Source organism: Pandoraea aquatica, from assembly GCF_902459565.1.
Classification (GTDB): domain Bacteria; phylum Pseudomonadota; class Gammaproteobacteria; order Burkholderiales; family Burkholderiaceae; genus Pandoraea; species Pandoraea aquatica.
The window spans coordinates 183,342-207,578 of the sequence record NZ_CABPSN010000003.1; the positions used below are offsets into that span (position 1 = coordinate 183,342).

23 protein-coding genes are annotated in these 24,237 nt (G+C 63.4%); 15 read left to right on the top strand and 8 right to left on the bottom strand.

Annotated elements, in window-relative coordinates; translation table 11 throughout:
* Positions 1-67: 67 nt before the first annotated feature.
* The 8 genes from recA to PAQ31011_RS11655 all read left to right on the top strand — a co-directional run bounded on the left by recA (position 68) and on the right by PAQ31011_RS11655 (position 8,584).
* Positions 68-1,132, top strand: coding sequence for a recombinase RecA (recA, locus tag PAQ31011_RS11620; protein ID WP_150575993.1), 1,065 nt, complete (start codon positions 68-70; stop codon positions 1,130-1,132).
* 104 nt (positions 1,133-1,236) lie between these two features.
* Entirely contained in the window at positions 1,237-1,782 is a 546-nt protein-coding gene (recX, locus tag PAQ31011_RS11625; RefSeq protein WP_150575994.1) for a recombination regulator RecX, read from the top strand.
* A gap of 309 nt (positions 1,783-2,091) precedes the next feature.
* Positions 2,092-2,772 carry a DUF2889 domain-containing protein gene (locus PAQ31011_RS11630; RefSeq protein WP_150575995.1) on the top strand — a complete coding sequence of 227 codons (681 nt, stop codon included), beginning with the start codon at positions 2,092-2,094 and terminating at the stop codon, positions 2,770-2,772.
* Positions 2,769-3,935 carry an ADP-forming succinate--CoA ligase subunit beta gene (sucC, locus tag PAQ31011_RS11635; RefSeq protein WP_150575996.1) on the top strand — a complete coding sequence of 389 codons (1,167 nt, stop codon included), beginning with the start codon at positions 2,769-2,771 and terminating at the stop codon, positions 3,933-3,935. Before PAQ31011_RS11630 ends, sucC begins: the two co-directional genes overlap by 4 nt.
* An 85-nt stretch (positions 3,936-4,020) precedes the next feature.
* The gene (gene sucD / locus PAQ31011_RS11640; RefSeq protein WP_039393073.1) at positions 4,021-4,902 is read left to right on the top strand and encodes a succinate--CoA ligase subunit alpha; all 882 of its coding nucleotides are present in this window, start codon (positions 4,021-4,023) and stop codon (positions 4,900-4,902) included.
* 162 nt (positions 4,903-5,064) lie between these two features.
* Positions 5,065-5,793, top strand: a complete 729-nt coding sequence (locus tag PAQ31011_RS11645; protein ID WP_150575997.1) for a TerC family protein — start codon at positions 5,065-5,067, stop codon at positions 5,791-5,793.
* Positions 5,794-6,044: 251 nt separating this feature from the next.
* On the top strand, positions 6,045-6,566 hold the full coding sequence (locus tag PAQ31011_RS26570) for a pilin (protein ID WP_174985174.1): 522 nt from the start codon (positions 6,045-6,047) through the stop codon (positions 6,564-6,566).
* A gap of 221 nt (positions 6,567-6,787) precedes the next feature.
* Complete coding sequence (locus PAQ31011_RS11655; protein WP_150575999.1) at positions 6,788-8,584, top strand: PglL family O-oligosaccharyltransferase; 1,797 nt, start codon at positions 6,788-6,790, stop codon at positions 8,582-8,584.
* A 233-nt stretch (positions 8,585-8,817) separates the two neighbouring features.
* On the opposite strand, the gene thiD is transcribed toward PAQ31011_RS11655, so the two are convergent.
* Positions 8,818-9,654, bottom strand: coding sequence for a bifunctional hydroxymethylpyrimidine kinase/phosphomethylpyrimidine kinase (gene thiD / locus PAQ31011_RS11660; protein WP_150576000.1), 837 nt, complete (start codon positions 9,652-9,654; stop codon positions 8,818-8,820).
* A 213-nt stretch (positions 9,655-9,867) separates the two neighbouring features.
* On the opposite strand from thiD, the gene PAQ31011_RS11665 reads away from it, so the two are divergent.
* The 7 genes from PAQ31011_RS11665 (at position 9,868) to PAQ31011_RS11695 (ending at position 15,850) form a co-directional block, all read left to right on the top strand.
* The gene (locus PAQ31011_RS11665) at positions 9,868-10,038 is read left to right on the top strand and encodes a rubredoxin (protein ID WP_006400971.1); all 171 of its coding nucleotides are present in this window, start codon (positions 9,868-9,870) and stop codon (positions 10,036-10,038) included.
* A gap of 24 nt (positions 10,039-10,062) precedes the next feature.
* Positions 10,063-11,505 carry a hypothetical protein gene (locus PAQ31011_RS11670; RefSeq protein ID WP_150576001.1) on the top strand — a complete coding sequence of 481 codons (1,443 nt, stop codon included), beginning with the start codon at positions 10,063-10,065 and terminating at the stop codon, positions 11,503-11,505.
* Between the two features lie 179 nt (positions 11,506-11,684).
* Positions 11,685-12,254 carry a YqgE/AlgH family protein gene (locus PAQ31011_RS11675; protein ID WP_039393068.1) on the top strand — a complete coding sequence of 190 codons (570 nt, stop codon included), beginning with the start codon at positions 11,685-11,687 and terminating at the stop codon, positions 12,252-12,254.
* Entirely contained in the window at positions 12,251-12,691 is a 441-nt protein-coding gene (ruvX, locus tag PAQ31011_RS11680; RefSeq protein ID WP_150576002.1) for a Holliday junction resolvase RuvX, read from the top strand. The genes PAQ31011_RS11675 and ruvX overlap by 4 nt, the downstream gene beginning before the upstream one ends.
* Before the next feature lie 62 nt (positions 12,692-12,753).
* Complete coding sequence (locus PAQ31011_RS11685; RefSeq protein WP_150576003.1) at positions 12,754-13,731, top strand: aspartate carbamoyltransferase catalytic subunit; 978 nt, start codon at positions 12,754-12,756, stop codon at positions 13,729-13,731.
* 7 nt (positions 13,732-13,738) lie between these two features.
* Positions 13,739-15,007 carry a dihydroorotase gene (locus PAQ31011_RS11690; protein ID WP_150576004.1) on the top strand — a complete coding sequence of 423 codons (1,269 nt, stop codon included), beginning with the start codon at positions 13,739-13,741 and terminating at the stop codon, positions 15,005-15,007.
* Between the two features lie 12 nt (positions 15,008-15,019).
* Positions 15,020-15,850: a lysophospholipid acyltransferase family protein gene (locus tag PAQ31011_RS11695; RefSeq protein WP_150576005.1), complete on the top strand. Its 831-nt coding sequence runs from the start codon at positions 15,020-15,022 to the stop codon at positions 15,848-15,850.
* A 105-nt stretch (positions 15,851-15,955) separates the two neighbouring features.
* Here PAQ31011_RS11695 and PAQ31011_RS11700 read toward each other — a convergent pair whose 3' ends face one another.
* From PAQ31011_RS11700 to PAQ31011_RS11730, 7 genes are all read right to left on the bottom strand, one after another.
* Positions 15,956-16,966, bottom strand: a complete 1,011-nt coding sequence (locus tag PAQ31011_RS11700) for a symmetrical bis(5'-nucleosyl)-tetraphosphatase (protein WP_150576006.1) — start codon at positions 16,964-16,966, stop codon at positions 15,956-15,958.
* Between the two features lie 97 nt (positions 16,967-17,063).
* Positions 17,064-18,155: an MraY family glycosyltransferase gene (locus tag PAQ31011_RS11705; RefSeq protein ID WP_150576007.1), complete on the bottom strand. Its 1,092-nt coding sequence runs from the start codon at positions 18,153-18,155 to the stop codon at positions 17,064-17,066.
* Positions 18,156-18,210: 55 nt separating this feature from the next.
* On the bottom strand, positions 18,211-19,305 hold the full coding sequence (locus PAQ31011_RS11710) for an MraY family glycosyltransferase (protein WP_150576008.1): 1,095 nt from the start codon (positions 19,303-19,305) through the stop codon (positions 18,211-18,213).
* Positions 19,306-19,391: 86 nt separating this feature from the next.
* Positions 19,392-20,516: a glycosyltransferase family 4 protein gene (locus tag PAQ31011_RS11715; protein ID WP_150576009.1), complete on the bottom strand. Its 1,125-nt coding sequence runs from the start codon at positions 20,514-20,516 to the stop codon at positions 19,392-19,394.
* A gap of 5 nt (positions 20,517-20,521) precedes the next feature.
* A complete protein-coding gene (locus PAQ31011_RS11720; protein ID WP_150576010.1) occupies positions 20,522-21,700 on the bottom strand; it encodes a glycosyltransferase in 1,179 nt (392 codons plus the stop codon).
* Positions 21,697-22,830 carry a glycosyltransferase family 4 protein gene (locus tag PAQ31011_RS11725; protein ID WP_150576011.1) on the bottom strand — a complete coding sequence of 378 codons (1,134 nt, stop codon included), beginning with the start codon at positions 22,828-22,830 and terminating at the stop codon, positions 21,697-21,699. Before PAQ31011_RS11725 ends, PAQ31011_RS11720 begins: the two co-directional genes overlap by 4 nt.
* A gap of 37 nt (positions 22,831-22,867) precedes the next feature.
* Positions 22,868-24,094 (bottom strand): oligosaccharide flippase family protein, encoded by a 1,227-nt coding sequence (locus tag PAQ31011_RS11730; protein ID WP_150576012.1) that lies wholly within the window; start codon positions 24,092-24,094, stop codon positions 22,868-22,870.
* Positions 24,095-24,237: the final 143 nt, after the last annotated feature.

A 24,237-nucleotide genomic window follows, 5' to 3' on the forward strand; every position in this document is an offset into this window, starting at 1 on the left:
TTTTTATACAGTACCGGCAGTCACGCCTCACTCGAGCCGTCTCGCTCATCATATCAAAGGACGATTCATGGAAGAAAGCAAGAAAGGGTCTGCCAATCTGTCGGCCGAGAAAGGCAAGGCGCTCGCCGCCGCCCTCGCGCAGATCGAGAAGCAATTCGGCAAGGGCTCGATCATGCGTCTTGGCGACGGCGAGGTCGAAGCGGACATCCAGGTCGTCTCCACGGGCTCGCTGGGTCTGGACATCGCGCTGGGCGTCGGTGGTCTGCCGCGCGGCCGAGTGATCGAAATCTACGGCCCGGAATCGTCGGGCAAGACCACGCTCACGCTGCAAGTCGTGGCGGAAATGCAGAAGATCGGTGGCACCTGCGCGTTCATCGACGCAGAACACGCCCTCGACGTCGGTTACGCCAACAAGCTGGGCGTCTCGGTGCCGGAACTGCTGATCTCGCAGCCGGACACGGGCGAACAGGCGCTGGAAATCGCCGATGCGCTGGTGCGCTCGGGCTCGATCGACCTCATCATCATCGACTCGGTCGCGGCGCTGGTGCCGAAGGCCGAAATCGAAGGCGAGATGGGCGATTCGCTGCCGGGTCTTCAGGCACGTCTGATGTCGCAGGCGCTGCGTAAGCTGACCGGTACGATCAAGCGCACGAACTGCACGGTGATCTTCATTAACCAGATTCGTATGAAGATCGGCGTCATGTTCGGTAACCCGGAAACGACGACGGGCGGTAACGCACTGAAGTTCTACTCGTCGGTGCGTCTGGACATCCGCCGTATCGGTTCGATCAAGAAGGGCGACGAGGTGGTCGGTAACGAAACCCGCGTCAAGGTCGTCAAGAACAAGGTATCGCCGCCGTTCCGCGAAGCGATTTTCGACATCCTCTACGGTCAGGGTATCTCGCGCGAAGGCGAAATCATCGATCTGGGTGTCAACGCGAAGATCGTCGAGAAGGCCGGTGCCTGGTACAGCTACAACGGCGAGAAGATCGGTCAGGGTAAGGACAACGCGCGCGAATTCCTGCGCGAAAATCCGGAAATCGCCCATGAGATCGAGAACAAGGTACGTGCATCGCTGGGTGTGACGGCGATCAACGAAACCGGCGAGATCGAAGAGGAAGACGAGGCCTGATCGTTTGATACGTGCCTGGGTTGTTGGAACGGCAGCGCGAAACCACACGGTGTCGTGCTGCCGTTTTGCATTCTTGCTGCGCAAAGCAGCGCTACGATGAACGCATGATCAATCGACGTCCTCCCCGTGATCCGAACGCGCCACCGCCCCCGCCGGGCGACGAGGCCGTTGCGGTCAAGCGGTCTCGCAAGCCGACGCTGAGTCTGAAAGGGCGCGCGTTGTCCTATCTGGCGCGCCGCGAATACAGCCGGGCGGAACTGCGTCGCAAGCTCACGCCTTACGCGGATGCCGAGGACCCCGAAGCACTCGACCGCGTGCTCGACGCGCTTGAGCAGGAGCGATGGTTGTCGAACGAGCGGTTCGCGGAAAGCGTAGTGAACCGGCGCGCCTCGCGCATGGGCACGACACGCATCGTCGGCGAGCTTAAGCAGCATCAGGTCGACGCGGAAACCGTCGCCGCGATCTCCGAACAATTGCGGGAGACCGAACTCGCCCGCGCCCGGGCCGTCTGGCAAAAGAAGTTCGGCGAGGTCGCGACAACGCCCGAAGCGCGCGCCAAGCAGATGCGCTTTCTGGCGGCGCGCGGTTTCTCGCGTACCGTTATCAGCAAAATCGTGCGGGGTGCGGACGAGTTTCTGGACGACGTCTGACGCCGATGCCATCACTTTCGTTATGGATGCGTGCGCATTCATCGACGAAGCGTGCGTTGCGTCCACCATCATGCAACCCGCATGAATGCTCGCGTGACACCACGATGAATCTCGTGTGACGCGTGGTGCTTCGCTTATCGCGTTATGGCGTCGCACCATGCGTGCCCGTCACTCGGAATTTTGATAACCCGACCAATGGGTCGGGTAATTCGGCCTTATGCGACGGGCTTCTGCTGCGCTGCGGCAGACGACGCTGTCGCCTATGCTAGAATCAAGATCTTTCTGCGTTCATGCATTGCACACTTCCGCATGCCGCTCTCCGCGCCTGCCCCTCGTACCTTGCGTCACCGTCGCACGATCGCTGTTGAAGCGTATTCGCGCGAGGATGGCCTATGGGACATCGAAGCCCGACTCACCGATCATAAGGATCGGGATTTTGCATTGGCGACGGGCCTTCGCAAGGAGGGCACGCCGATCCACGAGCTATGGCTGCGGTTGACGATCGACGAAGATTTCGAAGTGCATGACGCCGAGGCCGTCTCCGACTGGGTGCCTTATCCCGGGATTTGTGATCAGATCGGCCCCGAATATCGTCAATTGATCGGTCTTAACCTGCGGCACGGCTTCCGGCGCGGGGTTCGCGAGCGCCTTGGCGGCGCGGCGGGCTGTACCCATCTGACAGAACTTTGCAGTGTCCTGCCGACGGCAGCGATTCAGGCGTTTGCCGGCGTGGTGATTCATACCCCCGACACGGCAGCGGCCAACGATGCCGATAACTCGGCACCTCCTTTCCAACTCGGACATTGTCACGCCCTGCGGTTTGATGGCGAGGCGGTGCGCCGGTTTTACCCGCGCTGGTTCAACGGCCGCGCAAACGATCGAGCGAACGAGCCCACGACGCCCGTCACATCAGAAGCGGTGCGCGATGCGGCCTCGACTCGCAAGCTCGAACCCAAACTTCCAACTCAGCAAGAAGGGAATCACGCATGAAGATTCATGAGTATCAAGGCAAGGAAATCCTCCGGAAATTCGGAGTCGCGGTGCCCCGCGGCATTCCGGCGTTTTCCGTGGACGAGGCCGTGAAGGCAGCCGAAGAACTCGGCGGTCCGGTTTGGGTGGTCAAGGCCCAGATTCACGCAGGCGGTCGCGGTAAGGGCGGCGGCGTGAAGGTTGCCAAGTCGATCGAGCAAGTGCGCGAATACGCCAGCCAGATCCTCGGCATGCAACTGGTCACGCACCAGACCGGTCCGGAAGGTCAGAAGGTCAATCGCCTGCTGATCGAAGAAGGCGCCGACATCAACAACGAACTGTACGTCAGCCTGGTGGTTGACCGCGTCACGCAGAAGATCGTGATGATGGGTTCGAGCGAAGGCGGCATGGACATCGAAGAAGTCGCCGAAAAGCACCCGGAACTGATCCACCACGTTGTGATCGATCCGTCGGTTGGCCTGACGGACGCGCAAGCCGACGACTTCGCCAAGAAGATCAGCGTGCCGGAAGCTTCGGTTGCGCAAGCCCGCACGATCCTGCAAGGTCTGTACAAGGCTTTCTGGGAAACGGACGCTTCGCTGGCCGAAATCAACCCGCTGAACGTAAGCAAGAACGGCACGGTCACGGCACTGGACGCCAAGTTCAACTTCGACTCGAACGCCCTGTATCGTCATCCGGAAATCGTCGCTTACCGCGATCTGGACGAAGAAGATCCGGCTGAAGTCGAAGCTTCGAAGTTCGATCTGGCTTACATCTCGCTCGACGGCAACATCGGCTGCCTGGTGAACGGCGCCGGTCTGGCCATGGCCACGATGGACACCATCAAGCTGTTCGGCGGCGAGCCGGCCAACTTCCTGGACGTGGGCGGTGGCGCCACGGCAGAGAAGGTGACCGAAGCGTTCAAGATCATGCTGAAGAACCCGAACCTGACGGCCATTCTGGTCAACATCTTCGGTGGCATCATGCGCTGCGACGTGATCGCCGAAGGCGTGATCACGGCGTCGAAGGCTGTGTCGCTGAAGGTGCCGCTCGTCGTGCGCATGAAGGGCACGAACGAAGACCTGGGCAAGAAGATGCTCGCCGAATCCGGTCTGCCGATCATCTCCGCGGACAGCATGGAAGAAGCTGCCCAGAAGGTTGTCGCGGCTGCCGCAGGCAAGTAACCAGAACAGTCGAAGCCATTGCGGCGTGCCGCTCCCGAAAGGCTGAGCGCACACCGTCAGGCAACAGGACGAAGGAAATCAAGCAATGTCGATTCTGATCAACAAAGATACCAAGGTCATCACCCAAGGTATTACTGGCAAGACCGGCCAGTTCCACACCCGTATGTGCCGCGAATACGCGAACGGCAAGAACGCGTTCGTCGCTGGCGTGAACCCGAAGAAGGCCGGCGAAGACTTCGAAGGCATTCCGATCTACGGTTCGGTGAAGGACGCCAAGGAACAGACCGGCGCAACCGTGTCGGTGATCTACGTGCCGCCCGCAGGCGCTGCTGCCGCCATCTGGGAAGCCGTCGAAGCCGACCTGGATCTGGCGATCTGCATCACGGAAGGTATCCCGGTCCGTGACATGATCGAAGTGAAGGACCGTATGCGTCGCGAAGGTCGCAAGACCCTGCTGCTCGGACCGAACTGCCCGGGCGTGATCACGCCGGACGAACTGAAGATCGGCATCATGCCGGGTCACATCCACAAGAAGGGTCGCATCGGCGTGGTCTCGCGCTCGGGTACCCTGACGTACGAAGCCGTGGGCCAGTTGACCGCTCTGGGTCTGGGCCAGTCGAGCGCCGTCGGTATCGGTGGCGACCCGATCAACGGTCTGAAGCACATCGACGTCATGCAAATGTTCAACGACGATCCGGAAACGGACGCCGTGATCATGATCGGTGAAATCGGTGGTCCGGACGAAGCCGCTGCTGCCGAGTGGATCAAGGGCAACATGAAGAAGCCGGTCGTCGGCTTCATCGCAGGCGTCACGGCGCCCCCGGGCAAGCGCATGGGCCACGCCGGCGCGCTGATCTCGGGCGGTGCCGATACGGCCGAAGCCAAGCTGGCCATCATGGATGCCTGCGGCATCAAGGTGACCCGCAACCCGTCGGAAATGGGCCGCCTGCTCAAGGCAGCGCTGTAATTCCCGCCGGACGACCCAGTCGTTGCAGCTGCCGGAACCGGTGGCTGCGCTTCGGGTCTTGAAAGAGGGAGCCCGGAATATCGGGCTCCCTCTTTTGTCTTTGTGCCGTGATTGGCATCATCCGTCTGACTGGTTTCAAACGTTCCCCGAGGATTTCCGCGCATGCTTGCGTTTTTTGCCGAGCTGAACTGGGCCGCCGTGCTGCAGATCATCATGATCGACATCCTGCTGGGTGGCGACAACGCTGTGGTGATCGCGCTCGCCTGCCGCAATCTGCCGGCCAAGCAACGCCTGCAAGGCATTGTCTGGGGCACGATCGGGGCGATCGTCCTGCGCGTGATTCTGATTGCGTTTGCCGTGACGCTGCTCGCCGTGCCGTATCTGAAGGCGGTCGGCGGGTTGTTGCTGCTCTGGATCGGTACCAAGCTATTGGTGCCCGACCATGATGCGCACGACAGCGTCAAGCCGGCCGATAAGCTCTGGACGGCGGTCAAGACCATCATCGTCGCCGATCTGGTGATGAGCATCGACAACGTGATCGCCATTGCCGGAGCCGCAGAAGGTGCCGCCGACCACCATCAATTGCCGCTGGTCATCTTCGGTCTGCTCGTGAGCATTCCGCTCATCGTCTGGGGCTCGCAACTGGTGCTCAAGGCGCTCGATCGCTTCCCGGTCATCGTGATGGCCGGGGCGGCGTTGCTCGGATGGATCGCGGGCGGTCTGATCGTCTCAGACCCAGGCGTCGGTCATCTGCTGCACCTGCCGGGTGATGCAGCCCCATATACGCATTACGTGGCGTCAGCCGTCGGTGCGCTGTTCGTCCTGATTGTGGGGCTGGCGCTCAAGCGGCGCAGCGAGGCACGTCAGACGCGTGCAACCTCTTCGAAATAATCGAGTCCATTGCCGGGACTGCGGGTCTCGGCAAGGGCTTTTCCATGTCCGATTTGTGCGCGCCGGATGAACAATCCGGACGGTCTTGCCGGATGAATCGTCCGGCTTTGCATCGGACGTTTCCGAGGACCGATAAGGCACGCGCCGATTTTGATCTGCGGCAGGGCATTCGCCGAGGGGGCTATGTCATACTCCGCCCACTTCCCCCCGATGTCCCCTTTGTTTTCATTGCTTTTGCAGGGAGTTACACAATGCGTCGTTTCGGCCACCGGACTACCGGTCTCGCCAAATCCCGGGGTTTCACCCTGATCGAACTGATGATCGTGCTGGCGATCATCGGCGTACTGGTTACGGCAGGGGTTCCGTATCTGCAGAATTATCTGGTGCGCGCACGTGTCGTCGAAGGGCTGGGCGCTGCGGCGTCGGCCAAGGCGCTCGTGAGCGAGAATGCCATGCACGGTGCGCCGTTCAACAGCGGCTGGCAAGCGCCGAGCCCGACGGACAACGTGAGTGGCGTGAGCATCGATTCCGTGAGTGGCAACGTCACGGTGGCCTACACGCAGCGCGCCGGCGACGGCGCGATCGTTCTTGTGCCGACGAGCGCCGGCGCATCGGGCTCGCCGGCGGCACTGTCGGTCGGCAAGGCCCCTGAGGGTCAGATCGTCTGGACCTGCTACGCACAAGGCCGCGAAGGCGCGCCGGGTGGCGCGACGTTGCCGGGTAAGCTGGCACCGCCCGAGTGCCGTGGCGAAACGGCGGCCAAGTCGAGCTAAGTCTGCGCGGCGCGTTGCCGAATGACGCGATGCTGCTGACGTCGCTGACGTCGCTGACGTTGCTAACGTTACATTAGGCAATACGGCGTTCGGCGGCGCGCCCACGATGGATCTGAAGACAGCGTCATCACGCGCGTCAGGCATGAAATGGCTGCCCTCGGGTGGCCATTTTTTCGTTATGCTTGCGCATCTTCCAACCGGTGCATTGCACGGCGGCGACCTTGTTTCCTCCTCTGCTTCTTTCGATGATCGGGCTCACGCTGGCCCTGATCTGGGCGTTGCCCTACAACCTCGTCAAACACACGTATCCGATCTCGACGTTCTATTCGGAAGCGCTGACCTTTAGTCTTTTCGCGCTGCTCGGCGCGTTGTCGATGGTAGCGGTCTGGCAGCGTGACGGACGTGCGCTGCGCATGCCGCGCGTCACATGGATGCCGCTGGGCTTTATCGCCGTGGTCCTCGTGCAGCGCGCCACGATGGCGACCGAGCTGCCGCAACTGATGATGACGGCGTTGCTGTATGGCGTTGCGATGATCGTCGCCGTCAACGCCGGTTACTGGCTGGCGCAGTTGGGGTGGCGCGGTGTCCTCATGCGCTGGAGCGCGGTGGCCCTCACGCTGGGCGGGTTGTACGCCGTGGGTGCGCAGGTCGTGCAGGCGTTTCATCTCGAAGCCAATGTCCCGTGGCTCGTGGCGAAGTACACGGTGACAGCGGCACGCCGCTTGTTCGGCAATATGTATCAGCCGAATCACTTGGCGACGTATCTGTCGATGGCGAGCGCTGGTGCGTTCTATCTCTGGTATCAGCGAAAGCTGCCGGGCTGGGCGTTGTTGCTCGTGTGGGCGGTCTTCGACATCGGCATCTGTCTGACGGGCTCGCGCGCGCCCTGGCTGCAACTCGCGCTGTTGTGTGCGTTTGGCCTGTGGCTCGTGTGGATGGAGCGTGTGGAAGAAGCGCGCAATATGCGTCGTTCGATGCGCTGGTTTTTGCCCGCTGCCGTTCTGCCGGTGCTGGGTCTGATGACGCTTGCCGTCGGCTGGGCGAATGTGAACTGGGGGCTGCAACTCGACGGGAGTGCCGTGGCGCGCATGCAGCAGGCGGGCCAGGTGACCGGGCGTCTGAACCTGTGGGAGTACGGGCTAGCGATCTTCCGCGAACACTGGTTCTTTGGCGCCGGCTGGTCGAACTACATCGACGCCCAGTTCGCACTGGTCGACAAGCTCGGGCCGGTCGAGATGGCGGACAACGCGCATAACGTCTTGCTCGATCTGTTGGCGAAGACCGGCATCGTCGGCACGCTGGCAGTGTTGCTGCCGCTGGCGTTCTGGTTTACGCGTGCGGTGCGTGGCCTCAAGTCGGCACCGATCGCGTTTGCCTTCATCTTGCTTGGCATGCTCGCAGTGCACGCGATGCTGGAGTATCCGCAGCACTACGCGTTCTTCCTGCTGCCCGGTTTGTTCCTGCTCGGATTCTGCGAGACGAAGCCGATCGACAGCGTGTCGCCGACGGCGACGGGGGCCATCAATGGCGTGATCGTCCTGTTCGCATGTGTGGCGATTCCGTGGTTGTATCACGACTATCAGCGCGTCGAGGTGGCTTATCGCGCGGGCAAGGTCGAGACGTATCGCACCGATCCGGCGCTGTTCTTCGCGCCCTATGGCGATTACGCCGTGACCGGCGCGTTGTACCTCAGTCGCGATCAGCTCGACGAGAAGCTGGCCGCCCACCGCGAAGCGCTGGCACTGGGTGCCGGGCCGACGATGATCAAGCGCTACATCGTGTTGCTGGCGCTCGCCGGGCGCGACGACGAGGCGCTGCAAGACATCCAGCGTCTGAAGAACTACAACTCGCTGATCTTCGAGGGGCAGTACGCCTCGCTGGTGCGCATGTTGCGCGCGCAGGGCGACGACCTGAAGCCGTTTGTCAAACGTGTCATCGACGCATGGGGACGACCGAAGGGTGAGTCCGATCAGGACGCCATGGTGGTCCCGACCGATAGGGCGAGCCGCTCGTCTTAGGCCGTGGTCCACGGACGCCACGCGCTGTCGTGGCGCATCGCGTCATGTCGCATCATGTCGCGTAAGGCATCGCGCAAACGAAAAAACGCCCGCAGCGATTGCGGGCGTTTTTGCATCCGGACGCAGGTGCCCGATGGGCGCATAGCAAGCGTACAACGAGCGCACAACGAGTGAGCAACGCGCGCTTAACCGGAGAAGCTACGCGCCCGCCTCACACCTGCTGCGAGCTTGCCTCAGCCTTGCGCGCCGCTATCGTCCTGCTCGGTTTCCTCGGTGCGCGCCCAGAAGAACCGGTCGGGGAAGTGGCGGCCCATGCCGGGGCGGAAGGCGTTCTCGAGCACCTGTTGCAGATACTCCTGGGCTTCGCGCACGGCCTCCGGCACGGCCAGCCCGTTGGCGAGCATGGCGGTGACGGCAGCGGCGAGCGTGTCGATCGCGCCGGCGACGTTGTGGGCCGGACGGTCCCAGGCGTCTTCACGGACGATGCCGCCATCGCTGTAAAGCGTATGGGTGAACTGCGGCGCGTTGCCGTCGCTGATCAGCACGAACTCGCAGCCGTTTTCCAGCAGGATCGAGACGGCTTCGTCGAGAGCCAGATTCTCGTTCTCGGTGATCGTTTGGGCCAACGCGACGGCGCTCTGCGGGCTCACGACCAGCACGCTGGCCTGAGGCACCAGCAGGCTGGCGGTGGCTTCGCGCAATTCGTCGGTCGAGAGCAGATGCTCGCCCGCCAGCCCGAAGTCCGGCGCGACGACGAGGGGAGTTTCGTCATAGTCGGCCACGATCTCGGCAATGGCGGCGACGTTCTCGGCATTCACCGCACTGCCGACCTTGAAGGCGGCGACCGGCATGTCTTCGAGCAGCATGCGCGCCTGATCGCCGATCCAGTCGGGGTCGATGGGTTGCACGTCGTCGCACGAGCGCGAGTCCTGCGAGGAGTAGCCGGTCAGTACCGACACGCCGTAGCCGCCCATGCTGGCAAAGGTAAGCAGGTCGGCCTGCACGCCGGTGGCCGAAGTGGGATCGGAGAGCCCGAAGGTCAGGAGAATGGGTGGGGATTCAGTGTGCATGGAGGCAGGATAGACGGCGATCTGGTCAGGCTTTGGGTTCGTTGGTACCATCACGCCTTAAATGCCCGTTTCGGAGCGCTCGAAAGCGCCGTGGGCAGCGCCCGCCGGACATTGCACCGGCAGGGTTCCCACAAGACCGTCCGGCATCTCTGCCGACGGGACCCGAAGCGGTTGACAAGCCATTGTAACGGAACGCTCGTCGCTGAAGAAAGAATGGAATACAAGAGCTGGATGTGCCTCATTTGCGGCTGGATTTACGACGAAGAGGCAGGATTGCCCGACGAGGGCATTGCGCCCGGTACGCGCTGGGAAGACGTGCCGATCAACTGGACCTGCCCGGAGTGCGGCGCTCGTAAGGAAGACTTCGAGATGGTGCAGATCTGAGGCCGCACGGCCAGGAGATGGCCCATGGTGATGTCTGAGTCGTCCGGAATGTCCGGATCGTCCGAAGTGCCGCAATCGTCACCCGATTCCGTTGCCTCCGTCGCCTCTGTTGCAACGCGCGACACGCCGTTGTGGCGTCTGCCCGAAGTCGCGGAAGCGCTGACGGAAGCGTCCGATGCCTGGTCCAATGGCCCGGCGGCGGCGCTCGGCCCGCTTCGGCGTGCGAACCGGTTGCTCCAGTCGAGCGGTCACGCCGACTGGGCGTTGCATGGCGAGCGTCTCGTGAAGGCGATTGCCGAAGCCGCCTATGGCGAGCCGGGCAGTCAGGACGCGCAACGCAACGCGCTGCGGCAGTTCGAGCGCGATATCTGGCAGGCGGGGGCGGTGACGCCACCTGCTGCGTCGGCGTCATCGGTGTCATCGACAGCTTCTGCCGCTTCTGCATCCCCAAGTCCCGACAGTTGGCCCGGCGCACCCACGCCGGGCGAGCTTCGTATGGCGGGATGGGCGATTGCTCAGCCCCGTCTGCATGGATTGCCCGCAGGCACGGCCCCGTTGCGCGCCGACGTCGAGCGTGTGCTCCTGCGTCTGTTGCGCCCGGATGCCGACGCCCTCGACACCACGGCCGCGCTGGGGCAACTGGCCGATCTGGCCGCCGACCTGCATCGGGCCGGGGCGACCGCACCGCTCGACTACTGGCGTCTGGCGGCTGCCTGGCTGCGTTTCGCGCGTGCGCCGCTTTCGCTGGCGGACAAGCGTCAGATCGGCCGCCTGAACATGGCGCTGCGCAAGCAGCTGACGCGTCCTGCCGAGCCGATGGGCGGCGGTGCTGTCGAGGCCTCTGCGACGCAGGCGTCGCCGGCAGGTACCGCCAAAGCGGCATCGGAATTCATCCCCGGGCACGATTTGCTCGAAGCGCTGGCGACCTGGCATGCCCAGGCGCCGGATAGCTGGCTTGGCGCGCTGCTGGCCGATTTCGGCGTATTGCGCCGTCCCGGCCATCTGCCCGAACCGTTGGCCGATGCGGCGCAAGCCGGCCAGAAGCAGGGCGCGGGCGCGAGTTCGCGCGACTGGCTGCGCATCGGACCGCTGGCGGTTCGGCAAGACGTTTGCCAGACGTTCCTGAGTCTGGCGGATGAGGCGCTTCCGAATCTGAACGACCCCGCTGTTGCCGCGCAAGTGGCACAGTATTCGGCGGCCATCGGACTCGCGCCGGTGGCAAGGCTGGCGGCGGCGGTGGCCGCAACGGGCGAACGGCTGGCGGCATCGCCTCCGGCGGAACCGGGGGGGCCGGCGGCACTGGCCATGACGGTCAAGGCGCTGCGCGGCATGCTGCATCAGTTTGCGGCGGACACCTATCCCGAGTCGCGTCCCGATCTGATCGCCGAGATGGCCCTGTGGCGCGAGCGTGCGCTTGACGCCAGCGTGTTCGGACAGCGGCTAGTCACCGGGCGTGACGTTCCGTGATACAGTCGGCCCAAAGGCTGCCGCTGGCGGCCGATGGCCGTATCACGATGCGGAAAAAGTTCGTCCGCTGACCGGCCGCGGCATGTGACGCAGGGCGCCTGAGGGGCGTCGGCGACAGCGCTGCGGGGCGTGAAACCGGGCGGCAGTCCGTCAAACAGGTTCCGATAAATTTTGGCCCTATGCCGAACGACCGTATCAACCTTACGAATCAGTTCCTCATCGCCATGCCGGGCATGGCCGATCCTACCTTTTCCGGTACCGTCGTCTATCTGTGCGAGCACAGTGAAAAGGGCGCGATCGGGCTGGTGATCAACCGTCCGACCGACATCGATCTCGCGTCGCTTTTCGAGCGGCTCGATCTCAAGCTGGAAATCGATCCCCTTGCGCATCAACCGGTCTTCTTCGGCGGCCCGGTGCAGACCGAGCGCGGCTTCGTGCTGCACGACGCCACGGGTACGCCGTACAGCTCGTCGCTGTCGGTGCCGGGCGGTCTGGAGATGACCACGTCCAAGGACGTACTCGAAGCCGTCGCCAACGGCCAGGGACCGAACCGCTTCCTGCTCACGCTGGGCCATTCGGGCTGGAGCGCCGGGCAGTTGGAAGACGAAATCAGCCGTAATGGCTGGCTGACGGTGGCCGCCGATCCGGGCATCGTGTTCGATGTGCCGCCGGCCGAGCGTTTCGACGCGGCACTGGCGCTGCTTGGCGTCACGTCGTCGATGCTTTCCGCCGACGCGGGTCACGCATGACCGCTGGCAAGACAGCGGGCAGTTCCACGGTGCTTGGTTTCGATTACGGCGAACGCCGTATCGGGGTCGCGATCGGTAACCTGATGCTGCGCGAGGCGCGCGCCCTCACGGTCGTCGCCAATCTGAATCGTGACGTTCGCTTTGCCGAAATGGGCAAACTCATCGCCGAGTGGCAACCCGAGCTGATCGTCGTGGGCCTGCCGTGCCATCCGGACGGCACGCCACACGAGATGACGCAGCAGGCCAAGCGCTTCGGCAATCAACTCAACGGGCGGTTCGACGTGCCTGTCGTCTGGGTCGACGAGCGCTATTCGTCGGTGGCCGCTGCGGCGGCGCTGGCCGAAGCGGGCATCAAGGTCTCGCAAAAGACGTCGCTCGACGCCGAAGCCGCCCGCATCATCCTCCAGCAGTACTTCGACGAGCATGTGCCTGCCTGACATCCCCACGCATCACGTGACGCAAGCGGCGGTCGTCTGCCGCGCAGCCACGGAGCGCGCCCATGGCTAACGGCATTCTCGGCCGGCGCGGCCATCCCCAACTCACGCGCAATGGCGAGCTGAAGCATTTGCTGACGGTCGAAGGGTTGCCGCGCGCCGTGCTCATGCACATTCTCGACACGGCCACGCAGTTCGTGAGCGTGAACGATGCCGACGTCAAGAAGGTGCCGCTGCTGAGCGGCAAATCCGTTTTCAATCTGTTCTTCGAGAACTCGACGCGTACGCGTACGACGTTCGAGATCGCGGCAGCTCGCCTGTCCGCAGATGTGCTGAATCTGAATATCAATGCGTCGTCGACGAGCAAGGGCGAAACGCTGCTCGACACCATCGGCAATCTGTCGGCGATGCACGCTGACCTGTTCGTCGTGCGTCACGCGCAGTCGGGCGCGCCGTATCTGATTGCCGAGCATTGCGCGCCGCACGTCCACGTGATCAACGCAGGTGACGGCCGCCACGCGCACCCGACGCAGGGCCTGCTCGACATGTACACGATTCGCCATCACAAAGGCGAATTCCAGAATCTGACGGTGGCGATCGTGGGTGACATTCTGCACTCGCGCGTCGCCCGCTCCGACATCCACGCGCTGACGACGCTCGGCGTGCCCGAAGTGCGCGCCATCGGCCCGCGCACGTTGTTACCGACGGGCCTTGAGCAACTCGGCGTGCGCGTGTTCCACGACATGGACGAAGGGTTGCGAGACGTCGACGTCGTCATCATGTTGCGGTTGCAGAACGAACGCATGAACGGCGCGTTGTTGCCCTCGGCGTCGGAGTACTTCAAGTATTACGGACTGACGCCGGCGCGCCTGGCGCTCGCGAAGCCCAATGCCATCGTGATGCATCCCGGGCCGATGAACCGGGGCGTGGAAATCGACTCGGCGGTAGCGGACGGCCCGCAGTCGGTCATCCTCGAACAAGTCTCGTTCGGCATTGCCGTGCGGATGGCGGTGATGAGTATCGTCGCCGCAAACAACGGGTAAGCGCGCCATGAAACTGCATCTGAAGAGTGGCCGCGTGATCGATCCTGCAACGCGTCTCGACCGCGTACAGGACGTATTCATTGCCGACGGCGAGCTGCTGGCGCTCGATGCACCGCCGGCCGACTTCACGGCTGAGCGCACCCTCGACGCCAAAGGGCTGGTCGTCGTGCCGGGCCTGATCGATCTGTCTGCACGACGGATGACGGCGGCAAGCGAAGCGACAGCGGCGCTCGCCGGTGGCGTGACGCGTGTCGTGTGTCCGCCCGACACCGATCCCGTACTCGATGAACCGGACCTCGTGGAAATGCTGCAACTGCGCGCCCGCGCAGCGCATCTCGCGCAGGTTCATCCGCTGGGTGCGTTGACGGTCGGTCTCGCGGGCCGCGAACTCACCGAGATGGCGCAACTGACGCAAGCCGGATGCATCGGACTGTCGCAGGCGAACGCCGCGATGGCCGACAACCGCACACTGCTGCGCGCGCTGCAATACGCCGGGACGTTCGGGCTGACGGTCTGGCTGCGGCCGCAGGACGCGGCACTTGCGGCGGGCGGTGTGGCCGCGAGCGGTGCTGTGGCGTCGCGTCTCGGACTGGCTGGCATTCCGGTCGCGGCCGAGACCATCGCCCTGCACACCATTCTCGAACTCGTACGCGTCACGGGCACCCGCGTGCACCTGTGCCGTCTGTCGTCGGCGGCTGGCCTCGCGCTCATGCGTGCGGCGAAAGCCGAGGGATTGCCGGTGACGTGTGACGTCGCCGCGCACCATCTCCATCTCACCGACATGGACATCGGGTACTTTGACGCGCAATACCGGCTCGATCCGCCGCTACGCTCGCAGCGTGATCGCGAAGCCGTGCGTGAAGCCGCGCGAGACGGTACGATTGATGCCGTTTGCTCGGACCATACGCCACTTGCGCCCGACGCGCGCCTCGTCCCCTTCGCCGAAGCCGAGCCGGGGGCAACGGGCCTCGAACTGCTCCTGTCGCTGGTGTTGAAGTGGGCCGAGGAGTCGCGTGTGCCGCTCGTCGATGCGCTCGCCAGGGTGACGCATGGTCCTGGCCAGCGACTGTCGGCGGTCGCGCCGGGAGCGGGCCGTCTGTCGCCGGGCCATGCGGCGGATGTCTGCGTGTTTGCGCCGTCGACGTACTGGACCGTGTCCGCGCCGCAGCTGCGCAGCGCCGGTCATAACACCCCGTTTCTGGGATACGAACTCCCGGGCCAGGTACGGCTCACGCTGGTCGGTGGCCGCGTGGCGTACGAAGCCCCTTGCGTCTAGGATGCGATTGCCGTGCTGTTGATCAAAAAACTTCGTCTTGGCCTGCATCTCGCGCGCGGCATGTTGACTGCGGCGACGTTGTTTCCGTTTCTGTCGCAGCCGCAGAAGGATCGCCGCATCCGTGCGTGGTCGCAGAAGCTGCTGAAGCTGTGCGGCATGCGCCTGGAGGTGGAGCAGCACGCGCCGGTGCCGGAAGGGGGCGTGATGCTGTTGTGCAATCACGTGTCGTGGATCGACATTTTTGCCCTCAATGCGTGGCAACCGGTGCGTTTCGTCGCCAAGGCGGAGATTCGTCACTGGCCGCTCGTCGGCTGGTTGTGCGTGCAGACGCGCACGATCTTCCTGCAACGCGAGCGGCGTGCCGATGCGCGTCGCATCATGCATTACCTGGCCGATTGCCTGAAGGACGGCGACATCATCACCGTCTTCCCTGAGGGCACGACGACGGATGGCCGCAGTCTGCTACCGTTCCATGCGAATTTGTTGCAGGCACCGGTCACGACGGGCAAGCCGGTCCAGCCGTTGTGTCTGTTCTATACGGACGCGGCGAGCGGACGCCACACAATCGCCCCGGCCTATATCGGCGAGACGAGCCTGATCGAATCCATCGACATGATTTTGCGCGCGCCGCCGATGACGGTGCGTCTGTCGATCGGTGCACCGCAGTATCCGCAGGACGGCGAGCATCGTCGCGAATTCACGTTGGGCGCGCAGCAGGCCGTGGGTGCGGCATTGCAGGGCTTCCTGCCCGAAGCCGTGTTGCCGGAGAGTGGTTTGGTCGGCTCGCGTGCGTCGGGATTGGGTGACGACGAGAGCGACGCCGTGCAGGCAGTTCAGGTCTGAGTCGGCACAACGAAATGAAAAACGGCGCCTGCGGGGCGCCGTTTTCGTTCGATGCTCGGGGACGTGTTGGACGTGACGGACATTCGCCGTGACCCACTGCGTCGATCACTCGCCTTTGCGCTTCGTCCCCTTGTCAGACTTGTCGGCTTTGTCCGCCTTCGCAGCCTTTTCCAGCTTGCGCGCGGCCTTCTCGACCTTACCGAACTTGTCGAGCTTTTCGGCTTTCGCGGCCTTCAGCGCGTCCTCGGCCTTGTCGGCCGTTTTCATCTTGTTGCGCTTCTTGTCGGCGAAGGCAAGCGGGTCGCGGATCTGCGGGCAGTCGATCTGAATCAGTTCGCGTCCGGCGGGTGAGTCGGCGAGTTTCACTGCCGTGAGCTTGCCGCCCCAGACGCAGCCTGTGTCCAGACCGAGCACGTTGTCCCGCATGACCAGCCCGAGCGCCGACCAGTGCCCGAAGACCATCGTGACGTCTGCCGTGCGGCGGCCCGGCGCATCGAACCACGGCTTGAGCGTTTCGGTCGAGGCATCGGCACCTTCTTTGATCTTGAAGTCGATCCGTCCGTCGGCCGAGCAAAAGCGCATGCGCGTGAGCGCGTTGATCGTGAGACGTCGGCGGTCTTCGTCGCTCAGGTCCGGCTGCCACTGGTCGGGCTGATTGCCGAACATGCGCGAGAGGAATGCCTTCCAGTCGTTGCTGCGCAGTTGCGTCTCGACATCGCGCGCGAGCGAGACGACCTGTTCGGCGTCCCATTGCGGCAGCACACCGGCGTGCACCATCAGATGCCCGTGGGCGAGATGCGCCAGCGGCTGACGACGCACCCAGTCGATGAGCGCGTCGCGGTCGGGTGCGTTGAGAATATCGTCGAGGGTGTCGCTGCCGTGCGCCTGACGCACACCGGCGGCCACGGCCAGCAAATGCAGATCGTGATTGCCGAGCACGGCGGTGACGCGATCACCCAGTGCAATGACCTGACGCAGCGTATCGAGCGAGCGCGGCCCGCGATTGATCAGATCGCCGGCAAGCCAGAGATCCGCGTCCTGGGGGAGGCGCTCGAGCAGTTGTTCAAACGACGTTTGGCAACCTTGGAGGTCGCCGATGGCATAGATGTCACGCATCGCAATGGTGGCGCTGTCTTGTCTTGTTGTCCCGATCAGGGGGTTTCCGTGTGCCGCGGCCGCGCACCTTGTCAGGTGCGTCGCCCCCCGTGGTCATTCATTTCTTGTAGATCAGCCAGCGCGGTACTTTGAAGCGGACGATGCTCAGGTAGAGCCACACGTACGTCACCATGAAGGCGACGCAGCACAGTGCGAGCACCACGCTATGCCGCCAGAAGACCGTCGCCGGGATCACTGCCAGCAAGCATAGCAGCCAAAGGTACGGAGAGGTCAAGGAATTGCGCTGCGTGAGCGCGCTCGCGGTGCGCGCCCCGGCAGCCCAGCGCATCAGCCGTTTGTAGACCAGCATGTGCAGATGGACGCCGTCGGGAATGCCGGGCGACATGCCGCGAACGAAGCGCTTGCGATAGATCGAGAAGCACACCTCGAACGCCGGGTAGATCACCATCAGCGCGGGATACCACGGCGAGACCTGCGGGTTGCGCATGACCAGCAGCACGGCAATCTCGGCCAGCATGAAGCCGAGGAAATAGGCCCCGCCATCTCCCAGAAAAATCAGTCCGCCGGGGAAGTTAAAGATGAAGAAGCCCAGGATGGCACCGACCATGATCATCGACGTGGTGAGCACGATGGGGTCCTGCACCTGAAACCCGACATACCCGAGCGACGCGAACATGATCATCGCGACCATGGCGGCGAGTCCGTTGAAGCCATCGATGATGTTTACGGCATTCGCCATGCCCGCCACGCACAGCACGGTGAGCGGCACCGACACGGCGGCTACGATCAAGGCGCGGTCGACCACGCCGATGTCGACGCGGGTGATGTGAATGTCGAGCACGAGCCACGCGAGCAGCGCCGCGAACATCGTGCAGACGAGACGCACCGTCGGCGAGACCTTCTTGGTCAGATCTTCGATGAAGCCGGACAGGAACGCAGGCAGACCGCAGGCGACGAGCAGCAGAATGTCGCGCGACACCTTGGGATAGGAGAAGCTGAGCGCCGTGGCTGCGACGAGCAGGCCGGCGAGAATGCCGACACCGCCGATGCGCGGCACCGGACGCACGTGAAACTTCTGCACGCCGGCGACATCGCTATCGCCGGAGAAGCGGGAGTGAACGTGCGCGTAACGGACGATCAGCAGCGTCGCGACAAACGACACGACGAGGGCGATGGCAAGACTCAGCATGATGCGGGGCGATAGCCGGAAGCCTGGCTAACGAGAAAAGAATTCGGAAAACAACTTACTTCTTTCTGAAGATCATCCAGCGGGGTGAGCGGAACCGAACAATCCGTTGGTAAAGCCAAACATAGCCAACGATGAATACCAGACAGCAGATGGCAAGCACACCGCTCTGGCGCCAGAAAATCGTTGCGGGAAGCACGGCAGACAGGCACAGCACCCAAAGATATGGCGACGTCATGGAGTTGCGGCGCGCCAATTGCGCTGCGACTTTCGATCCCACCGCCCAACGCAGCACGCGTTTGTAAATGAGCATGTGCAGGTGAACACCGTCCGGCATGCTGGGGGATACTCCGCGCACGAAGCGACGTCGGTAGATCGAGAAACAAACTTCGAAAATGGGGTAAATCAGCATGAGCGCCGGGTACCACGGCGACACCATCGGGTTCCGCATCACAAGCAAAATAGCGAGTTCCGCGAGCATAAAGCCGATGAAATAGGCTCCGCCATCACCAAGAAAAATCAAGCCGTTTGGATAGTTAAGGATGAAGAATCCGAAGACGGCACCCGTCATGATCAACGATGCAGAAAGGACGATGTTGTCGCCCACCTGGAACGCCACATAACCAAGCGAAACGAACATGAAGATACTAACCATTGCGGCTAGGCCATTAAAGCCATCGATGATATTGACCGCATTGGTCATGGCTGCGGTGCAAATGACGGTGAGAATCACCGAAATCACCGGGAACGCGAGCAGGCTATCGAGCGGGGCAATGTCAATACGGTTGATGTGAATCCCGAGCAACCAATAGGCGATCAGCGCAGAAGCCATTGCACAGATAAGCCGGGTACGCGGCGACACGCGCTTCGTGATGTCTTCGATGAATCCGCCAAGAAATACCGGCGCGGCGCTGACTGCAAGCAGGAGAATTTCTTCGAGTCGACCGGGATATTTAAACGTTGCGAATGTTCCGGCTGCGATCAGGCCGAGCATAATGCCCAGGCCACCGATGCGCGGCACCGGGTGCGCATGAACCTTCTGAACCCCTTGAGTATCACTGTCGCTGGAAAAATGGGCGTGCACATGGGCATACCGCACAATCAGCAGCGTGGTGACAAATGAAACTACCAATGCCAATGTCAGGTTCAGCATAGTACGGACAAGTTAACCGCGTTACTTAGTTTTTATAAGCGATTGGCGCTCTCGTGCCAAACCAGTCTTTAAGACTGGTGTGGGATTTAGTGGAGGCCCCCGCTGATTTCGCCAAGTATTCGGAAATACTCGGCGATCACCAATCGCTCGTCGAAATTTTGCGCTACTTTAGCACGCCCGGCCCTACCGACAGCCGCAAGATCACATGCCGTCATGTTGGCTACATGCGACATTCGTGTTGCCAGCGCTGTCGCGTCCTGTGCCGGCACCACCCACCCGCTTACGCCCTCGGTCACAACCTCGCGGCACCCCTGAACGTCCGTTGTGATAACCGGGCGTCCCATGGCACCGGCTTCGAGCAGCGTCCGGGATAGGCCTTCCCGATACGACGGGAGCACGACGCAATGGGCCTGTGCGATGAACGGGCGGACTTCCTGCGTGACGCCCAGATATTCGACAAGTCCCTCGTCCTCCCACCGGGCCACCTGTTCGCGTGAGATTGCCGTCGGGTTTTCGACGTCGGCCGGCCCCAGCAACTGGAAGCGCACGTGCGGCATCGACGCTTTGATCGCCCGCGCCGCCTCCACGAACTCCAGTACCCCCTTGTCGCGCAGCAGTCGTGCGATCAGCAAAAATCGGAACGTGCCGTCATCGTCAGGCCACGGTGACAGCGCGAAGTGGTCAAGATTGACGCCTTCTCCTGGTAGCAGCCGTGCTTTGCGCATATCGACGAGCCCGCCGCCGACCATCGCTTTGAAATCCTCGTCATTAAGCAGCCAGTTTTCGCGGGTATGTCGGAAGGCGTACTTGTAGAGCAGCCGAACAATGTGTGTAAGCAGAGATTTATTGATGAAAACAGTGCCCATGCCGGTGGTGATCGACACGGAGGCAATGCCGGCCCAGTGCGCGGCCACCGCACCGTAAATGTTGGGCTTGATGGTGTAGTGGAAGCAGACGGCGGGGCGAACGCGGCGGTAAAGCCGATACAGATTCAGCGTCAGTGCAATGTCCTGCAGCGGATTCTGACCTTTGGACGCCATCGGCATAACGTGAACGTGGCAGCCCATGTCGCGCAGCAGAGGAGCGTAGTCGTCGTCGGGGGCGACCACATGCACAGGGTGTCCGTCCACGAGCAAGGCTCGAATGGGGCCGCCACGAAAGTTGTGGATCGACCAGAAGGAATTCGAGCAAAAGAGAACAGGTGCTTGCATGGTGTTCAGTGAGAGGTGTGGCGCTGCGTGGCCAGGCGAACGTATGTGTCGAGCCATCGCGTCACGATGGCGTCGAGCGAGAAGTGCGTGACAATGCGCTCGCGGTTGGCCGTGCCGAGGGCCCGACGTGCTTCGGGGCCGGCGCGTAGCTGGCGAAGCAGGGCGTCGCCGAGGGCTTGCGCATCGCCGACGGGCACCAGCGCGTTGTGCGCACCACCGTGTGGGCCATCGTGTTCGGCAGCTTGTCCGGCATCACCCAGCAGTTCGCGAACCCCGCCGCAGTCCGTCGACACGACGGGCAGACCGCTTGCCATCGCTTCGCCGACCACGAGCGGCAGCCCCTCCCATGCGGACGACATGACGTACACGTCGGCGGCCTGCATCCATTGCGCGATGTCGTTGCGACGGCCGAGCAATGTTACGGCGTGCGCGAGGCCACGGGCGTCCACGCGGGCCTGCACAGACGTGCGCAACGGTCCTTCACCCGCGATGAACAGTCGCGCTTCAGGCATGGCATTTGCGACGTGCGCAAATGCGTCGATCAGCGTTGGATAGTCCTTCGCTTCGACCATCCGTCCGGCGGCGAAGACGATGGGGGCGTCTGCATCCGGCAACACATCAGGCAATGCGTTGGACGCATTGCGCCACGCGGCGCGGGCCTGAGCGTCCGGACGGTAGCGTCCGGTGTCGATGCCGTTGGGCATGCTGACGATACGCGTGGCGGGCGCGGCTCGTTGCGCAACGAACTCGGCGACAGCGTCGTCGCTCACGTTGGTCGTCAGATCCGTCCACCGGTCGGTCAGGCGATACGCGAGCATGCGTGCGCGGCCGCCTTCGTTGCGGCTATGTGCGCTCGTCACCAACACTGACACGGGCGCGAACCAGCGCGCAACGCGTGCCATCAGGTTGGCGTGGACCATATGCGCATGCACGACATCCGGCCGCCACGCCCGCAGATACGCCGCAAACCGGAACAACGCCCCGATCAGCGATCCCGGCGACTTGCCCGCCTTCAGTTCGACGAGCGTGAATTGCGGCGACGTCGGCAGCGCAATGGCGCACGGCCCGGTCAGCGAGATGAGCGTGACGTCGTGGCCACGCGCGAGAAACCCCCGCGCGAGATCGGCCACCTGCGTTTCCGCGCCGCCGAGTTGTAGCCCCGTCACGAACAGAACGATCTTCATCGCGTGGCCTCCGTGGCGGGGATATGGCCATGCACATCGTCCGCCCAGAGCGTTTCCCAGCGCTCGGCAATGGCATCCGTGCGGAAGTCTTGCGCGTGCGTGTAACCCGCGAGTCCGAACAGACGGCGCAGTGCGGCGTCGTCGATCAGTCGCCGGAGTGCACTGGCCAATGCCGGAATATCGCCGTCGTCCACAACCAGACTGTCGACGCCGTCATGCAGCAGGGCGCGCGGTCCGGCATCGGCCGCGAACGCGACGACCGGCAACGCATACGCTTTGGCTTCGAGGAGCACCAGACCGAAGCTCTCGCGTCGCGACGGCAGGCAATAAATCGACGCGCGCGCATAGTGCTGCGCGATGTCGGCGACGGCAGGCAGCAACCGGACGGTATCGCCAACGCCAGCGTCGCGCGCCTGCGCGAGCAGATCGTCACGCAATTCGCCATCGCCGACGATATGCACCTGCCAGCCCGGCGCGTAGGCGGCGATGCGTGTCCACGCGTCGATCAGCCGGTCGAAGCCCTTTTCGGGGACAAGACGGCCGACGGCAAGGATGCAGCGCTCGTCGCCGTGCGCCGGAGGCGAGTCGGGCATCGCTATGCCGAGCGGATTGGGCAGCGTGACGAATTGCGCGCGTGCGTCGGGATGATGGGTCCGCCAGGCGTTGCGGTCGGCGTCGGTCAACACGACGACCGCATCGTATCGACGTGCGGCCAGCGCCCGTGCCCATCGACGTGCGCGACGGCCGAGGTCGCTCGCATAGGTGCTGTGCTCCCAGGCAATGCGCCGCACGGGCAGGCCGAGCGTGGCGGGCACGGTGTAGAGCGCGAGCATCGGATCGACGTCGATCATCACGTCGATACTGTGCGTGCGCACGTAGCGCCGCACCTGTCGCACGATACTCGGATAGTGGCGTTTGAACGCAACGCGCGCGGCGAACAGCGCGTGATGCGCGACACCGGGCGCGAGCGGGAAGACGGGCGTGTGGCCCCACAGCGACAGCACGTGAACGCGATGCCCGCGTGCGGCGAGAGCGTTGGCCAGCGTTGCGGTCGCGCGCTCGGCGCCGGCAAACGCGGCGAGCGTGCCGGTGAACAGACAGATCGTGCGTGCGCCGGGCGGAAGTTTCATGGCATTCGTCGCATTTGAGCCGGAAGTCGTCATCGTCTCAATCCCGCCGAAGCAGCCACACGCCGAGCACCAGCGCCGCAGCGTAACCCGCGCCATAACCCAGTGCCCCGGCCAGCGCGCCGAGTTGGGGGGCCAGACTTCGCACGACGACGAACGCCACGACGGCCGCACACAGCCATTTCGCAATCACCCAGCGACCGGCACCGCGACGCACGAGCGTGAGGTTCAGGGCGGCGTCTGCGAACACGAGAATCCCCATGAGCGCGGAGACGCGCAGGATCTGCGCTGATTCCGCGAATCCCGCCCCGTAAATCAGATGCACGATCCACGGCGCGAGCACGGCGATGGGTATCGCCAGGCTGGCACCGGCGGCGACCATCAGCCAGACGGCGCGCACCGTGTTGCGTCGCGCCGTCAGGTTGTCCATCGTCTGAAAAATCAATTGGGGCGCAAGCGAGTTTGCAATGATCGGTGCGACCAGCACAAAGTTCTCCGTGACCTGCATGGCGGCCGCGTAGGCTCCCAGTTCCGAGAGCGGAATGATCGGCTTGAGCACGAGCTGGTCGATTCGCTTGAACAGCATCATCAGCATCAGCCCGCCCCAGAAGGTTGAGCCGCTTGCCAGCAGGTCGATCAGCAGACGGCGACGCCAGACGACCGGCGTCTTCGGAGAATGCCGCAGGTAGTAGCGCACGAGCAGCGCCGCCGCCACGACGGCTTCGACGGCGTAGACGACCGCGAAAGCCGCCACGTTCGCATGGGTGACGAACAGCACCGCGACCAGCGCGAGCTTCACGAACAACGCGCAGAGGTTGGCCGTCACACTGGGCCGGTTGAACGTGCGGGCTTGCAGCCAGGCGATCACGATGCCCGACGGCTCACGGAACCACAGCGCCACACCGAGCCAGAGCGCCACCACGACGAGATCGGACTCCGCAAAGCCGACGACGTAGATCGTGAGGATCGTATAGGCGACGGCCGCCGCCGCCAGCCGCAGCACGAACGCATGCGCAATGACCGTTCGTTGCTCGTCTTCCGGCTTGCCGACCAGCCGGGGCACCACGACTTCGCTGCCACATAACAATGTCAGCGACGCGGCGAGAAACACGAGTGATTGCGCGTACTGAAACAGGCCGAACTGGGCCGCGCCGAGACTGCGGGCGAGCAGGCCGGAGACGGCAATGCCCCCGGCGATCTGTGCGCCGCGCTCGGTGAGCATCCAGAGGATGTTGCGAAAGATGGTCCGATAGGTTCGGTAGGGCATGGGGCGCTCGCGCGTCTCACTCGTTCTCGAGATAAGCAAAACCGGCCTTGTGAGGCCGGTGCGGTGAACCGAAACTGGGACTGTCGGCGCTTGCCGGCCGGCGCGGCTACGGCCGGTAGGGCGAAAGTAGGCGCTGGCTGACA

Coding starts and splice junctions, on each gene's coding strand:
- PAQ31011_RS26570 (WP_174985174.1), top strand. CDS start 6,045: ATGCGTCGTTTCGGCCACCGGACTACCGGTCTCGCCAAATCCCGGGGT.
- PAQ31011_RS11720 (WP_150576010.1), bottom strand. CDS start 21,700: ATGAAGATCGTTCTGTTCGTGACGGGGCTACAACTCGGCGGCGCGGAA.
- ruvX (WP_150576002.1), top strand. CDS start 12,251: ATGACCGCTGGCAAGACAGCGGGCAGTTCCACGGTGCTTGGTTTCGAT.
- PAQ31011_RS11690 (WP_150576004.1), top strand. CDS start 13,739: ATGAAACTGCATCTGAAGAGTGGCCGCGTGATCGATCCTGCAACGCGT.
- PAQ31011_RS11665 (WP_006400971.1), top strand. CDS start 9,868: ATGGAATACAAGAGCTGGATGTGCCTCATTTGCGGCTGGATTTACGAC.
- PAQ31011_RS11670 (WP_150576001.1), top strand. CDS start 10,063: ATGGTGATGTCTGAGTCGTCCGGAATGTCCGGATCGTCCGAAGTGCCG.
- PAQ31011_RS11700 (WP_150576006.1), bottom strand. CDS start 16,966: ATGCGTGACATCTATGCCATCGGCGACCTCCAAGGTTGCCAAACGTCG.
- PAQ31011_RS11645 (WP_150575997.1), top strand. CDS start 5,065: ATGCTTGCGTTTTTTGCCGAGCTGAACTGGGCCGCCGTGCTGCAGATC.
- PAQ31011_RS11685 (WP_150576003.1), top strand. CDS start 12,754: ATGGCTAACGGCATTCTCGGCCGGCGCGGCCATCCCCAACTCACGCGC.
- recX (WP_150575994.1), top strand. CDS start 1,237: ATGATCAATCGACGTCCTCCCCGTGATCCGAACGCGCCACCGCCCCCG.
- PAQ31011_RS11710 (WP_150576008.1), bottom strand. CDS start 19,305: ATGCTGAACCTGACATTGGCATTGGTAGTTTCATTTGTCACCACGCTG.
- sucC (WP_150575996.1), top strand. CDS start 2,769: ATGAAGATTCATGAGTATCAAGGCAAGGAAATCCTCCGGAAATTCGGA.
- PAQ31011_RS11705 (WP_150576007.1), bottom strand. CDS start 18,155: ATGCTGAGTCTTGCCATCGCCCTCGTCGTGTCGTTTGTCGCGACGCTG.
- PAQ31011_RS11715 (WP_150576009.1), bottom strand. CDS start 20,516: ATGCAAGCACCTGTTCTCTTTTGCTCGAATTCCTTCTGGTCGATCCAC.
- PAQ31011_RS11630 (WP_150575995.1), top strand. CDS start 2,092: ATGCCGCTCTCCGCGCCTGCCCCTCGTACCTTGCGTCACCGTCGCACG.
- recA (WP_150575993.1), top strand. CDS start 68: ATGGAAGAAAGCAAGAAAGGGTCTGCCAATCTGTCGGCCGAGAAAGGC.
- PAQ31011_RS11725 (WP_150576011.1), bottom strand. CDS start 22,830: ATGAAACTTCCGCCCGGCGCACGCACGATCTGTCTGTTCACCGGCACG.
- thiD (WP_150576000.1), bottom strand. CDS start 9,654: ATGCACACTGAATCCCCACCCATTCTCCTGACCTTCGGGCTCTCCGAT.
- PAQ31011_RS11730 (WP_150576012.1), bottom strand. CDS start 24,094: ATGCCCTACCGAACCTATCGGACCATCTTTCGCAACATCCTCTGGATG.
- sucD (WP_039393073.1), top strand. CDS start 4,021: ATGTCGATTCTGATCAACAAAGATACCAAGGTCATCACCCAAGGTATT.
- PAQ31011_RS11675 (WP_039393068.1), top strand. CDS start 11,685: ATGCCGAACGACCGTATCAACCTTACGAATCAGTTCCTCATCGCCATG.